Annotated in this window: 9 protein-coding genes; 4 read left to right on the plus strand and 5 right to left on the minus strand. The window is 71.9% G+C overall.

The annotated features are described in order from the left end of the window. Positions 1-158: 158 nt before the first annotated feature. The 4 genes from WMF39_RS06765 to tssC all read right to left on the minus strand — a co-directional run bounded on the left by WMF39_RS06765 (position 159) and on the right by tssC (position 4,860). Positions 159-470, minus strand: coding sequence for an RICIN domain-containing protein (locus WMF39_RS06765; RefSeq protein WP_437744721.1), 312 nt, complete (start codon positions 468-470; stop codon positions 159-161). Between the two features lie 37 nt (positions 471-507). Continuing rightward, positions 508-1,140, minus strand: coding sequence for a glutathione S-transferase family protein (locus WMF39_RS06770; RefSeq protein ID WP_437744722.1), 633 nt, complete (start codon positions 1,138-1,140; stop codon positions 508-510). A gap of 33 nt (positions 1,141-1,173) precedes the next feature. Next, positions 1,174-3,288, minus strand: coding sequence for a M13 family metallopeptidase (locus WMF39_RS06775; protein WP_437744723.1), 2,115 nt, complete (start codon positions 3,286-3,288; stop codon positions 1,174-1,176). Between the two features lie 99 nt (positions 3,289-3,387). Beyond that, a complete protein-coding gene (tssC, locus tag WMF39_RS06780; protein WP_437744724.1) occupies positions 3,388-4,860 on the minus strand; it encodes a type VI secretion system contractile sheath large subunit in 1,473 nt (490 codons plus the stop codon). Positions 4,861-5,481: 621 nt separating this feature from the next. Between tssC and WMF39_RS06785 the strand changes: the two genes are divergently transcribed. The 4 genes from WMF39_RS06785 to WMF39_RS06800 all read left to right on the plus strand — a co-directional run bounded on the left by WMF39_RS06785 (position 5,482) and on the right by WMF39_RS06800 (position 9,178). Continuing rightward, complete coding sequence (locus WMF39_RS06785; protein WP_437744725.1) at positions 5,482-5,742, plus strand: hypothetical protein; 261 nt, start codon at positions 5,482-5,484, stop codon at positions 5,740-5,742. 48 nt (positions 5,743-5,790) lie between these two features. Then, complete coding sequence (locus WMF39_RS06790; RefSeq protein ID WP_437744726.1) at positions 5,791-6,387, plus strand: hypothetical protein; 597 nt, start codon at positions 5,791-5,793, stop codon at positions 6,385-6,387. 2 nt (positions 6,388-6,389) lie between these two features. After that, positions 6,390-8,543 (plus strand): heavy metal translocating P-type ATPase, encoded by a 2,154-nt coding sequence (locus tag WMF39_RS06795; protein WP_437744727.1) that lies wholly within the window; start codon positions 6,390-6,392, stop codon positions 8,541-8,543. A gap of 65 nt (positions 8,544-8,608) precedes the next feature. Next, the gene (locus WMF39_RS06800) at positions 8,609-9,178 is read left to right on the plus strand and encodes a cytochrome C (RefSeq protein WP_437744728.1); all 570 of its coding nucleotides are present in this window, start codon (positions 8,609-8,611) and stop codon (positions 9,176-9,178) included. Positions 9,179-9,224: 46 nt separating this feature from the next. Here WMF39_RS06800 and WMF39_RS06805 read toward each other — a convergent pair whose 3' ends face one another. Then, the gene (locus WMF39_RS06805) at positions 9,225-14,309 is read right to left on the minus strand and encodes a sensor histidine kinase (protein ID WP_437744729.1); all 5,085 of its coding nucleotides are present in this window, start codon (positions 14,307-14,309) and stop codon (positions 9,225-9,227) included. Positions 14,310-14,673 lie beyond the last annotated feature (364 nt).

Below are 14,673 nucleotides of genomic sequence, written 5' to 3' on the forward strand. Positions count from 1 at the left end.
GGCACGCTCCTCCCCCTGCATGCGCCTCACCTGGAGCCAGCAGCCCGACCGGCACGGCGAACGCGCACAATGAGAAAGGCCCGGTGCGCATGACGCACCTATCCAGGGCAACGCCAAAGGATACCTGGCGTAAAATGTGAACGTTCACACGGCTGGCGTCAATCGAAATGAACCGGCGCGCGGATGTCCTCGATCCGGAGCGGTGCGCAGCGGCGGCCGGCCGAGGCGCCCGCGTTAGCTGTCCCGCGAGCCCGGCTCGCGCGAGCTCGTGTTTTCCGGGGGACCTGGGCGGTGCTCGTGCACAGGACCAGCTCGGCCATCGACGATGGCAGCCACGCCTGGTTGTCGCCGCCGTGGTTGGTCCATCGCTTCAGCGCGATCCCGTCGGTGGTCGACTCGTCGGGGACGTCCAGCACCTTGCCGCTCTTGACGTTGGTCAGTCGGAAGCAGCCCGATCCAATGCAGTTCACAGGCGGTCGATGGCCAGGTGATTCCTGGCACGCGGGGTTACACGGCCACGTGGAGGGGCTGCACCACCGCCGCGAACACCGGGAGCGCCTCGCAGCGCGCCGCGTGCGCGGCCAGCGCCGGCCGCCTCGCGGCGTCGGTGAGGGCCGGGTGCGCCTCGGAGGCGAAGCGCAGCGCGCAGGCGACCGCGATGTCGGCGTGGCTGAAGGCGCCCAGCCACCAGGTGTCGCCGCGCCGGGCGGCGCGCTCCCGCTCCAGCAGGTCGAGCGTCTCGCCGATCTGCGCGGTGCAGCGCTCCACCCAGACAGGGCTCCGGCGCTCGCCCGTGCGCAGCACGTGCTCGTAGAGCAGGCTCACCGCCTTGTCCGCGAGCCCCGTGGCGAGCGCGGAGACCCGCAGCCCGGCGCGGCGCGCCTCGCCCGAGCGCGGCAGGAGCGCGCGATCGGGCCCCACCAGGTCGTCGAGGGCGTCGAGGATCGCCGCGCTCTCCACGAGCGGCTCCCCGCCGTCCGTCACGAGCACGGGGACCCGCCGGAGCGGGTTGTACTTCGCGATGGACTCCGCGTCGGCCCACACCGACCACGGGCGGTGCTCGTACGCGAGCCCGTAATGCTGGAGCGCCACGGCGACGCGGCGCACGAAGGGAGAGTCGTACTGGCCAATCAGGATCATGGCGGCGCGTTTAACCGAGCCTGCCGCGCGCGGCTACCAGACAGCGCACGTCCTGGTCGGCCGCATCGGCGTGCCCGGCGCGCACTTGAAGGCCTCGCCGAACTCCGGGAGGTTCACGAGCGGGCCGTTGACGCGGAACCGCGGCGGGGAGTGCGGGTTCACCTGGACCATCAGCCGGAGCGCCTCGTCGCGCAGCTTGCCGCACCAGGACTGCCCGTGCGCGAGGAAGAACTGCTGATCTTCCGTGAAACCGCTCGCGACCGTCTGCTCCGCCGCGCCCTTGCGCATCGCGCGGTACGCCATGAAGGCGAGCTTCACGCCCCCGAGATCCGCGATGTTCTCGCCCAGGGTCAGCTTGCCGTTCAGCTTCAGCCCCGGCAGCGCCTCGAAGGCCGAGTACTGCGCCTCGACGCACGCGGTCTTCTCCCTGAACGCCACCCCGACCTCCTTCGACCACCAGTCCTCCAGGTTGCCCTTCTGGTCGAACTGGGAGCCCTCATCGTCGAACCCGTGCGTGAGCTCGTGCCCGACCACCATGCCGATGCCGCCGAGGTTCACCGCCGCGGCCGAGCTCACGCTGTAGAACGGCGGCTGCAGGATGCCGGCCGGGAAGACCATGTGGTTGCGCTGCGGGTCGTAATAGGCGTTCACGGTGGGCGGGCTCATCTGCCACTCGTCGCGATCGAGCGGCTTGTCGATCTTCCCGAGGTCCCACTGCGTGTGGAAGGCGCGCGCGGCGAGCGCGTTCTTCGCGTACGATCGCGGATCGACCTCGAAATCGTAGGTCCTCCACTTGTCGGGATATCCGATGAGGTACGCCATCGCGGCGAGCTTGGCGAGCGCGCGCTGCCGCGTGCCCTCATCCATCCAGTCCAGCGCCCGGACGTTGCGCGCGAACGCGTCGCTGATCTGGTGCACCATCGCCTCGGCCGCAGGCTTGCTCGCGCCGGGGAAGCTCGTCTTGACGAACGGCTGCGCGAGCAGCTCGCCGAGCGCGTCATCGGTCGCGTCCACGCAGCGCTTCCAGCGCGGCCGCACCTCCTTCTGCCCGGTGAGCGCGGCCTGCAGCGTGAAGCTCTCGTCGACGAACGCCTTGGGCAGCGCGGGCGTCATGGAGCGCACCACGTGCCACGAGAGGTAGCTCTGCCACGCGGCGGGCTTCACCGACGTGAGCAGCCGGGAGAGCCCCTCGAAGAACCGGACGGAGGTCACGTTGACCTCCTTGGCGTCCTGGAGGCCGAGCCCCTGGAAATACGCGTCCCACGGGAACGCCGGCGCTGCCTTCGCGAGCGCCGCCCGGTCGAGCTTGTTGTAGAGGCCCGCCGGATCCCGCCGCTCGACCCGCGTCTTCGAGATCTTCGCGAGCTCGGTCTCGATCTGCACGACGTCGAGCGCCGCCGCCTTCGCCGCCGCCTCCTGCGCCCCGGCGAGCCGCATCATCCGCGCGACGTGCTCCTCGTAGGTCTTGCGGAGCGCCTTCGATTTGTCGTCCTCGTTGAGGTAGTAGTCGCGGTCTGGCAGGCCGAGCCCGCTCTGGTCGAGCTGCGCGATGACGCGCGTCGCGTCCTTCATGTCCTGCGCGGATTCGATGTCGAACAGCGCCCAGATGCGGCGGCGGTGGAGCTCGGTGACGAGCGCCCCGAGGCCCTTCGGGTCGCGCACCCGCCGCGCCTTCGCGAGGAGGTCCGCGATGGGCTTCGCGCCGGCGGCCTCGACCGCGGGCTCGTCCATGCACGCGCCGTAGTAGGCGCCGATCTTCTTGGTCACCGGATCCCGGTCGCCGGCGCTCGCGGCGTCCTCGAGGATGCGCCGGAGCTCCGCCTCGTTGCGCTTCTCGATCTCGTTGAAGCTCCGCATCCAGGCGGACTCGTCCCCCGGGATCTCGGTCTTCGCCAGCCATCCGCCGCACGCGAACTGATAGAAGTCCTCGCAGGGGTTCGCCGATCGATCGAGCGCGGCCTCGTCGAGCCCGACGCTCTCGAGCTTCGTCTCGACGACAGGGAGGCCCTGCGGCGCCGGCGGCATCAGCGCCTTCACGGCGGGGGGCGGGAGCGCCGGTGGCGGGCTCGCGGCGGGGCCGCAGGCCGCCAGCGCGGAGAGGGCCACGGTGAGCGCGAGGGGAGCGGCAGGCTGTCGGAGCGTGCGCATACAGCGCTCTACCACAGGCCGGCCGTTGCGCGGGCCCGCGATGGCCGCCCGCCGCGGGATCGCGCGCTCGCGCCCGCATCCGCCCGGAGCGGGCCGGCCTCACTCCCGGTCGAGCTTGCCCATCAGGCTCAGCGTGAAATAGGCCCCCATGTACTTGAGGTGTGGGCGCACCTCGAGGTGGACCCGGTACCAGCCCGCGCTCCCCTCGACCTCGGTCACCGACGTCCGCCCCTTGCGGAGCGGCCTGCGCGAGCGCACGGCGGGCGACACGACATCCATGTCCGCGACATACTGGCTGAGCCAGCTGTTCAGCTCGCGCTCGAGGTCGCCGCGCTCCTTCCAGGTGCCGATCTGCTCGCGCTGCATGACCTTGAGGTAGTGGGCGAGCCGGCTGACGAGGAAGACGTAAGGCAGCTGTGTGCCGAGCCGGTAGTTGACCTCGGCGGCGCGCCCCTCCTCGCTCTGGCCGAAGTACTTGGGCTTTTGCGCCGAGTTCGCGGAGAAGAAGCAGGCGTTGTCCGTGTCCTTGCGGAACGTGAGCCCGATGAAGCCCTCCTCGCTGAGCTCGAACTCGCGGCGCTCGGTCAGCATGATCTCGGTCGGGATCTTCGTCTGGATGGCGCCGAGCGCCTCGTACTCGTGGAGCGTGAGCCCCTCGACGGTGCCGCCGGATTGCGGCCCGATGATGTGCAGGCACCAGCGGTGGCGCGCGAAGCTCTCGGCGAGCCGGGTCGCCATCGCGTAGGTGGGCGCCCCCCAGCAGTACGCCGCGTGGTTGCCGACGACGTCTTCCTCGTAGGAGAACGCCCGGATGGGGGCGGTGCTCGCCCCGTAGGGCAGGCGCAGGAGGAAGCGGGGGAGGAGCAGGCCGACGTAGCGCGCGTCCTCGGACTCGCGGAACGCGGTGTACTTCACGTACTGCGGCCCCTCGAAGAGCGCCTTGATGTCGCCTAGGTGCGGCACCTTCCGGTAGTCCTTGAGCCCGAAGAACTGCGGGCCCGCGACGGCCAGGAAGGGCGCGTGCGCCATCGTCGCCACCGCCGCGCATTTCTGGAGGAGCGCGATGTCCTGGGGCACGGGGCCGAACTCGTAGTTCGAGATGACGGCGCCGAACGGCTTGCCACCGAAATTGCCGAACTCCGACGAATAGACGATCTTGTAGAGGCCGCTCCTCACGACCTCGGACGAGTCCTCGAAATCCGCGAGCAGATCGTCCTTCGAGCAGTTGAGGATCTCGACGCGGATGTTCTCCCGGAAGTCGATGTGATCGATGGCGAACTTCAGGCCGCGCCACGCGGCCTCGAGGCGCTGGAACACCGGGTGATGCAGGATCTCGTCGATCTGCCGCGACAGCCGCTGGTCGATCTCCGCGATCCACAGGTCGATGAGGGCGCTGTCCAGCGCCGCGCCGGCCTCCGGGCGGCCCGCGACCTTGCCGACCACCGCCTCCACGCCCCGCTTCACATCGTGGTAGGCGCCGCTCGTGGGGGCGACCCTCGTCTCCGCCAGGAGCTCCGCAAGGAGAGAGCCATTGCTCCCCATCACCGGCTCTTCGTGCTGCCCCGCTTGCATGTCCGGAAATTTACCACGGTCGCTCGCCGGCTGGAAGCGACGGACACGCCGGCGCCCGCGCGCCCCGCCCCGCCCGGGCCCGGGGCGGCATGGCGCGGCGCTGCCACAGGAGAAACGCCCGCTCGGCGCGCCTCGGACGCCCGCGCGGAACGCTCCCTCAGCACGCGAGTCAGGTGTCGACCGGACATGAAAAGCCCATGGCGATGGCGCGACTGCAGTGTTACAAATCACATGTGGGTGCTCCCACGGAAGCCGAAGACATAAGGGCTTTCGTTCGAGTCTTCCCTCTCGCACTCCCGGAACAGGCGCCGACGCCCCCGCGTCGACGCCCGTCCTGGTCGTGGCCGCGCGGCGCCGCGCGGCGCCAGCGCCCCGAACGGCTCGGGACCGAGTGAAACGGGCAGTGGGAACACGGCGGGACAGCGGACATCGCCTGTCTCTATCTCTCCGTGTGCCCCGTGCCTATGTGATCCAGATTCTCTGCCTTTCGGCGCGCGTCTGCGCGTCGTCAGCATCCGGCGCGCCTTCGCGCGTCGTCGGCATCGCGCGCGTCCGCGCGTCGTCGGCATTCGGCGCGCCAAGGCGCGCCATGGGTCGTGGATTTCGAGGAGAGGAGTCGGGATGGAACGCCTCGGGCTCGGCATCATCATCGGGATAGGTCTCACCAGCTTGACGAGGATCACCCGTCCGACCGTCAAGAGGGCCATGAAGCTAGGCTTCGTCGCCGTGGACGCGATCAGGGGCGCGCTCGGCGAGGGCAGGGAAAGGCTCGCCGACCTCGTCGCCGAGGTGAGGGAGGAGATGGCGCGCCAGGAGCAGCGCGCCGGCTCGGGCGGCGCGCAGGGGTGGTCGCGCGCGGAGATGGAGCCGCCCGGGAGCTGACGAGTGGAATGTTCCGGTGACCCGGCCTCGCGGGCCGGGAGGTGAGCCATGCCGAGCGATCGAGGGGTCGTCATCATCCACTGGGTTCCAGGGCGCGTGCGCCTCGCCGTCCCCGCGCTGCGCAGGGACCCGGCGAGGGCGGAGGAGATCGCGGAGCTGGCGCGCGCCTGCCCCAGCGTCGTCGATGCGCGGGCGAGCGCGTGGGCGGGGAGCCTCACGGTCGAGCACGAGCCCGATGTCCCGCTGGAGGACGTCTTCTCCGAGCTCGCGCACATCCCCGAGCTCTCGGGTTGTAGCTGTCGCCCGATCGATGGGCTCACGCCCTCGCCCTGCGCGGCGCCCGCCGAGCCGCCGAGCCCGGGCCGGACGGCGCGCCTCGTCGTCCAGGCCGCGGACAGGCTGAACGCGGCGTCGCAGGTCGTCCCGCCGCCGCAGGTCGACCTCAAGCTCCTGGTCCCGGCGCTCCTCGTCGGGTCCGGGATGCTCCAGGTGCTGCTGCGGCGCTCCCCGGCCATGCCCCACTGGATCACCCTGGTGAAGTACGGGGTCGACTTCTTCGTGGTGCTGAACCACGGCCGTATCCAGAGCTTCTTCGCGGGCGTGAGCGCGGGCGCGGGCGCACCCACCGGCGGCGAGGCGGGGTGACGATGGCCGCGCTCCTGTCGACCGCGACCGAGCCGGTCTCGGTGGTCCATGCGATCCCGGGCAGGGTCCGCCTGCTGCTCCCGCGCCTCGGGAAGGACGCGGCCTTCGGCCCGCTGCTCGAGGCGGGGCTCACCGCCGTGCCCGGGGTCCTGTCCGTGCGCATCGCCGAGGGCGCGTCGAGCGCCGTCGTCGAGCACGACCCGCGGCACGTCGACCTCGACGCCATCGTGCGCGCCGCCGCCTCGGCCTCCGCCGCGCCGGCCCCGCGGGGGGCGCTGCGCGCCGCGCGCGCCGCCCGAGAGGCGCGCCGCGCGGCCGCCCTCGCGAAGCGCCCGCTCTACCTGTCGAGCGTCGGCATGGTCCTCTCGCTCGGCAGCTTCGTCTCGCCGCTGCTCGCGTACCCGTTCATCGCCGCGACGTCCGCGCCCATCCTCAAGAGGGCCTGGGACTCGGTGGTGCGGGACCGCAAGCTCAACGTCGACCTGCTCGACAGCCTGGCGATCGCGTCGGCCGTGGCGACCGGAAACGCCATCAACGCGGCCGGCATCATCTGGCTGGTCACGCTCGGCGACCACATCCGCGATCTCACCCAGGCGCGCGCCCGGCGCGCGATCAGCGGCCTGCTCGAGTACCAGCAGGACCTCGCGTGGGTGGTCCGCGGCGACGCGAAGGTGCAGATCCCGGTGGCCGAGCTCGCCGCCGGAGACGTCCTCGTCGTCTACACCGGCTCGGTGATCCCGGTCGACGGGACGGTCACGGACGGCGAGGGGCTCGTCGACCAGCAGACGCTGACCGGCGAGTCGATGCCCGTGCTCAAGGGCCCCGGCGACCGCTGCTTCGCGGCGACCGTCATCAAGGACGGCAAGCTGTACATCCGCGCCGAGCGGGTCGGCGGCGACACGACCGCCGCGAGCACGGCGCGGCTCATCGAGAACGCGCCCGCGCTGGAGACGCGCGCGCAGAACTACGCCGAGCTCGTGGCGAACCGGCTCGTCCCGCCGGCCCTCGCCTGCTCGGCGGTCGTGCTCGCCGCGACCAGGGACCTCGGCCGCGTGTCCGCGATCCTGACGATCGACTTCGGCACCGGCCCGCGGGTCTCGGCCCCGACGACGGTGCTCGCGTCGATGAACGCCGCGGCGCGGCGTGGGATCCTCATCAAGGGCGGCGCCTACATCGAGAAGCTCGCGAAGGTGTCGACCGTGGTGTTCGACAAGACGGGCACGCTGACCTCCGGCATCCCCGAGGTGACGGACCTCCTCGTCCACGACGCCCTGTCCGCGCGCGAGGCGGCGACCCTCGCCGCCGCGGTGTCCGCGCGGCAGACCCACCCCGTATCGCAGGCCGTGCTCCGGCTCGCCGAGGCGTGGTGCCTGACGATCCCGGACCGGGAGGAGTCCCGCTACCTCGTCGGCCGGGGCGTGCAGGCCAGGGTCTTCGGCAAGGTCGTGCAGCTCGGCAGCCCCCGCTTCCTCGACGAGCTCGGCGTCGCCTGCCGCGCCGAGCCCGGCGCCAGGAAGGCGCTCGAGGCGGCGGCGAAATCGCTCCTCTTCCTCGCCGTCGACGGCCGGCACGTCGCCACGCTCGCCTGCCGCGACGCCATCCGGGCCGAGAGCCGCGCCACGATCCGCAGCCTGCGCGCGCGGGGGATCGAGGATATCGTCATGCTGACGGGCGACAGCCGCGAGGTGGCCAGGCAGGTCGCGCTCGAGCTCGGCATCACCCGGTACTTCGCGGAGATGCTGCCCGAGGACAAGGCGGAGATCACGCGCCGGCTGACGCAGGAGGGCCGCACGGTCGCGGTCGTCGGGGACGGCATCAACGACTCCCCGGCGCTGTCGTACGCCGACATCGGCATCAGCGTGTCCGCGGGCGCCGAGATCGCCCGGGAGACGGCGGGCGTCGTCCTCGTGGAGGACGACCTGTCGAAGCTCGTCGAGGCGATCGACATCTCGCGCGCCGCGATGCGCCTCATCCACCAGAACTTCTCGATGATCCTCGCCGTGAACGCGGTCGCGTACGCGCTGTCGATCCCCGGGCTCCTCAACCCGGTCGCGGCGACGCTCATGAACAACGGCTCCGCGGTCCTCGCCTGCGTGAACGGACTCCGTCCGCTCATGGGGGCGCCGCGCAGGAAGGCCCGCGCTGTCGGCCCCTAGCGCGCTCGTCCGCGCGCCGCGCCGCAGCCCGGCACGCGCGCTGCACGGGGAATGGAATGGTTGGAATGCAGAGCGAGACGCGCGGCGGATCGAGATCGTCCGCCGCGGACCGGGCGCGCGCGGGGCGCCGGACTGTGCAGTGGCTGCCCGGCGCGGCGCTCCTGGCGTTGATCGGCTGTGCAGCCGTGTCACGGGCGCCTGCCTCGCCGCACGTCGCGGCGGGGAGCCCGGAGGAGGCCGGCCGGTACCTGATCCTCGTGGGCGGGTGCAACGACTGCCATACGCCCGGCTGGGACCGATCGGGCGGCAGGCTCCCAACCTCGGAGTGGCTGACGGGCAGCGACGTCGGCTACCGAGGTCCGTGGGGGACGAGCTACGCGGCGAACCTCCGGATCTCCGCCCAGAACCTCAGCGAGGAGGCCTGGGTGCGGATGTTCCGCGAGGCCGCCGGCCGGCCGCCGATGCCATGGCTCAACTACGTGACCCTGCACGAGCGCGATCTCGTCGCGATGTACCGCTTCATCCGGAGCCTCGGTGAGAAGGGCGTCCCCGCTCCCCGCGCGGTGTCGCCGGAGGAGGAGCCTGCGACGCCGTACATCCTCATGGTCCCGCAGCAGCCGAAGAGCAGGCCGTAGTCGTCATCGCCTCGCGTCGGTTCGCGTTGGTTCGCGTCGGCTCGCGTCAGGCGTGCAGGCCGCCGAGCGTCGCCGACGCCGCGTGGCTCGCCGCCGGCCGCTCGCAGGGCAGCTCCACCGTGAACCGCGCCCCGTCGTCCGGCCGGCTGACGACACGCACCGCGCCGCCGAGCGCCTCGACGATGCTCTTCACGACGTGGAGCCCGAGCCCGAGCCCGCCGAAATGGCGGCTCGACACCGCGCGCTCGAACCGGTCGAACACGTGCGGGAGCCTCCCCGCCGGGATCCCGATGCCCTGATCCTGCACCACGAGCTCTGCCGTGCCGTCCTTCCGCGCGACCGAGACCTCGATCGGCTTGCCCGCGCCGAACTTGAGGGCGTTGTCGAGCAGGTTCGAGACCACCTGCTCCAGCCTGCTCCTGTCCCACGATCCCACGACGGACGGCTCGGCGCGCACGCTCACGGACGAGCCGGAGTGCGCGATGCGCTCGGTGAGCCGCTCCAGGACGTCGTCCACGACCTCCGCGAGATCGACCGGCTCGACGTGCAGCTCCAGCCGGCCGGTGTGGAGCTGCGACACGTCCAGCACGTCGTCGATCAGCCGGACGAGCCGGTGCACCTGCCGATCCATCCTTTGCAGGGAGCGCGCGAGGCGCTCGTCGGACGCGTGGTCTCCCCGGCGGAGCAACGCCTGGAGGCCGAGGCGCAGGGAGGTGACGGGCGTCCTGAGCTCGTGCGACGCGACGCTGAGGAACTCGTCGCGGACGCGCACCGCGTGCTGCGCCTCGCGGTAGAGGCGGGCGTTCTCGAGGGCGATCGCGATCTGGTCGGAGAGGAGCTCCAGCACGTGGACGCGAGCGCGCGTGAAGGCGTACGTGGTGAGTTTGTTCTCCAGGTAAACCACCCCGAGCCGCGCCTCGTTCCGCTGGATGGGCAGGACCAGGACCGACCGCGCGCCGCCCCCGGCGAAGTGAGGATCGCGGTCGCGCGCCGGCGCGTTATCCGCGTCGTCGAGCACGACGATCTCGCCCGCGCCGTGCGCGTGCTCGACGACCCGCCGGGGGACCTCGCGCGACCGGGAGAGCGGCGTGCGCTCGATGGAGACCGGGGTGGCGACGGACCCCTGGGCCCGCACGAAGAGCTCCCCCTCTTCCTCGAGCACGAGCGCGCCGCACTGCGCGCCGGCTGCCTCCAGGCAGACGCCCAGGAGCTTCTCGAGCAGCCGATCGAGCACGATCTCGCCCGAGAGGGTCTCGGCGGCCTTGAGCAGGCTGAGCGCGTCGAGGGCGACCGCCGGAAGCCGCTCCTCGGCGAGCTCGGGCTCGTCGCCGGACCCGCCGAGCCTGAACTCCGCCGCGAGCGCGCGGGCCTTCTCCGAGGCCCCCCAGCGGGCGAACCCCTGGCGCGCGGCGCGCAGGTACATGGCCGCGATCCGCGCCCGCCCGAGCCCGTGGTAGAAGCGCCCAGCCAGCTCGTTGCCGAGCGCCGCGAGGTGGAGGAACCCCCCGCGCGTCGCCGCCTCGACCGCCTCGTCGTACAGCGCGCCGGCGAGCTCGAACCTGCGCTCGACGCGGGCGAACTCCGCGTCGACGAGGAGGCGCCGCGGGCGGAAGTTCTCCGGGCAGCCCAGCTCCCACCTTCGCAGGGCGCGCTGCAGGTCGGCCACGCGCGCGAGCAGCGCGGCCCTCTCCTGCTCGTCGGCCTCATCGCATCGCCACAGCAGCGTGAGCGCGGTGAACAGCGCGTACTGGCACTCGGGGATGTAGCCGCCGAGAAAGTGAATGAACGGGGCCGCCGCGTCGGCGTGAGCGATGGCCTCGGCCAGATCCCGGAGCAGGTACGAGACCTGAAGGCGCCCGATGTGATACACGCACCTCGCCGGAAGCTCCCGCTGCGCCGCCTCGAGGAAGGCCCGCTCGTCGAACTCGGCGTCATCGGCCACGTTCCGGCCCCTCGTCAGCCCCTTGAGGCACCGGATCATCTGCCGGAAGGCGAGCTGGTAGAAGAGCGTCGACTTGTTGCCGGTCTGCTGGCTGAACGCGAACCCGTCGTTCAGATCGACCAGCACGCGATCGAGCTCCACTCCTGCGGCGAACGAGTGCGCCATGAGCCCCGTGCGCGCGTACGAGGAGAAGCGGAGCTCGCCGGACGACACGCCCAGCTCGATGATCTCTCGGAACGGCTCCCCGCCCGAGGCGAGCGGCGCGACCCACGGGTGGACGAACTCGTTGTACATGTACCGGGCGATCGTCTCCTGGGCGCGATCCTCGAACCGCCGCGCGAGCTCCACGGCGAGCTGGCCGAAGCCCTGGGCGCCCGATAGGTCGCCCTCGGCCGCGAGGAGCATCGCGTGCCCTGCGTAGGAGAGGATCGACTCGCTCGCGTTGCCGTGCTCCAGCGCGAAGCGGACGCCGAGGGAGGTGAGGAGCACCAGCTGCTTCCGGTCCGCGAACCAGGCGGGGGCCACCATCTCGGCGAGGAGCCTCATGCGGGCCCGCTCTTCCGGGCTGGTCACGCGGGGGAGATCGACGAGCGACTCGGGCGAGCGCTCCGCGAGGTCCCTGGCGATGACCCCCCGCCGCGCCGCGATCTCGCTGTCGAGGTCCGCCAAGGACAGCTCGACCCCGAAGTGCGCGCGCAGCGCGTCGCGCCCCCAGCCGAGCGCCAGATCGTGATCGCCGGTGATCGTCGCGCTCATGATCCGGAGCGCCTCCAGGTCGACCTTCTCCGGGATCGACGCCGCGTGACGGAGCCCCTCCTCCACGAGCGCGCGGGCCGCCGCGTGCTGATCGGTCAGCGCGGCGCACTCCGCCGCGTCGCGGTGGAGGGAGAACCAGAGCTCGTAACGCGCTCGGAACGCGCCTTCCGGCAGCAGGCGAAGGCTGCTGCGGAAGTACGCGAGCGCCGGGCCGAAAGCCGCGGCGCGGCGCGCCTTCACGCCCGCGCGGTGGTTGAGCTCGGCGAGGTGGTCCCGCTGCTCTGCGTCGAGCAGCGCGGCGCCGAGGTTCAGCTGGTCCGCGGCGTCGAACAGCGCGGCGTCCGTCCCGTTGGTGCAGGTGGCCTCGAGGAAGCGGCCGATCTCCAGGTGCAGCTGCATCCGCAGCTGCTCCGGCCCGAGCTCGTAGGCCATCTGCTGGACCCGATCGTGGACGAACCGGATCGCGAGCCCCGCTTCGCGCCCACACGTGCCATCGGGCACGACGAGCCCCTCGCGGAGCGGCTGGACGAGCGATGCGGTCGTGTCGTCGACGGATCGGCCGAGCACCGCCGCGATGAGCCTGAGCTCCGCGCGCCTGCCGATGCACGCGGCGACCTGCAGGAGCTCCTGCGCCGCCTCGGGCAGCCTGCGGACGGACTCCGACATCAGCTGGACCACGTTGTCGGTGACCCCGACCCGCTCGATCCGGGCGAGATCCCACGTCCATGTCGAGCGGATCGCGTCGAAGAGGAGCAGCCCTTTCTCCTGGAGCGATCGGAGGAGCTGGCGGATGAAGAAGGGGTTGCCCGCCGTCTTGGCGAGGAAGAGCTCTGCGAGAGGGCGCGCCCGCTCCGGCTCGCAGCGGAGCGCCTCGGCGAGAAACGCGACGACCGCCTCGACGCCGAGCGGGACGAGCGAGAGGTGCGTCATCGGGGGGACCTGCGCGCCCCGGATCTCCTCGATGGTCTGGTGGAGCGGGTGCGCGGCGCCGACTTCCCTCGACCGGTACGCGCCGAGCAGGAGCACGTGCTTGCTGCCCGGATCCGCGGCGAGGGCGCGGAGGACGCGGAGCGACGCGGCGTCCGTCCACTGGAGGTCGTCGAGGAAGATCGCGAGCGGCGGCCGCTGGCTGGCCACCGCGCGCACGAAGTCCTGGATCGCGAGCAGGAAGCAGTTCTCCGCGCGCATCGGATCCGCAGCCGGCAGCGCGGGCGCGTCCCCGAGGAGCTCGACGAGCTCCGGGCAGAGCTCGCCGAGGGCGCGGCTCCGCTCGCTGACCGCCTCCCTGAGCTGCGCGCGGCTCTCCTCCGGCTCGGCGCGGAGCGCGGCCGCGAGGGCGCGGAGCGCCTCTGCCAGGGACGCATAGGGCACGTTCGCCGCGCGCAGGTCGAACTTGCCCTCGATGAACCGCCCGTCCCGCTCGGCGACGGCGGCCTGCAGCGCCTCGACGAGGGCGGTCTTCCCGACGCCTGCCTCCCCGGTCACCAGCACGAGCTCCGTCCCGCCGTTCGACACGCGGGCGAGCGCGCCGCGCAGCGCGGCGAGCTCGCGCTCGCGGTCGATCAGGCGCTCGGGCAGCGGGAGGCGCCGCGCGAGGTCCATGCGGCCGAGCTCGAATGGCGCGATGGTGCCCGCGGCGCGCCATCGCCTCTGCGCCTCGTGGAGGTCCTGGGCGAGGCACTCGGCGCTCTGGTATCGCAGGTCCGGCATCTTCGCGAGCAGCCGCTGCACGAGCTCCGAGAGGGCCGCCGGGACATTGGGGATCACGACGTGCGCGGGCACGGGGCTCCTCGCCATGTGGGCGTGCACCAGCGCGAGCGGATCGAGGTCCTTGAAGGGCGGCGCGCCGGTGAGCATGGCGTAGAAGGTCGCTCCCAGCGCGTACAGGTCCGATCGCGCGTCGATGAACCAGCACGTGCGCCCGAGCTGCTCGGGGGACAGGAAGGGGAGCGCGTCGAGCTTCTCGAGCTCCACGGCGCGGGGCATGCTCGTCAGCTCGGCCGCGTCCGAGAAATGGACCAGGGTGACCTGCCCGTCCTCGCCGAGGACCACGCGGCCTGGGGCGAGCGCGCGGTGGACGACGCCGCTCCCATGGATGCGCGCGCACGTCTCCGCGAGCGCGATGGCGACGTCGAAGAACGCGTCCAGCGCGAGCGGCCCTCGCGCGAGCCGCCGCTCGAGGTCCTCGGGGCCTGCGTCCTCGAGGAGCAGCGCCGGCATGCTCTCCGGGCCCTCCAGCGCGAGCGGCCGCACGACCCCCGGCACATCGAGCCGGCGCAGGAAGGCGTGCTCGCGCAGCAGGAGGGCCGCCGCGCCCGGGGCTGGATGACGCCCCCGAACGGTTTTCTGCACGACCTTCCTCCCGGCAAGCCTCTGTCTGCGGAGCAGAAATCGGCTGCAGCGGTGGACCTCAGTCGCTTCCGCCCGAGTCATACGCGTTCCCCCTCGCGCGTTGCCGCGAGAATATAAAGCAGGATGTGTGCTGGTGCGAGCCGGGAAGTCCCGGGTCTCGTGATTTGGGAGAAACGTCGGGTTGTGCGCTTCGCGCCATCGCGCGGCAACGCCACCGCTTCCTCCCTCTCGGCACGACAACGCGCGCGCTGCGCGGCCTCACCCTCGTCGCGAGGATTCCCCTCCAGCGGTCTTTTGCCAGGCCGTCGGGCCGCGCGGACAGGGGTGAAACGGGCAGGCGTGAAAGGGGCAGCGCGGCGCTGGCCTCGAGCTCCGGCGACGACCGGCGACCGCCAATCCGGCGAGCGAAGGTGCTAGGATGAATCAGCGCATATACGGGGGGCGG

Source organism: Sorangium sp. So ce1504, from assembly GCF_051521635.1.
In the GTDB taxonomy this organism is placed as follows: Bacteria; Myxococcota_A; Polyangia; order Polyangiales; family Polyangiaceae; genus Sorangium; species Sorangium cellulosum_B.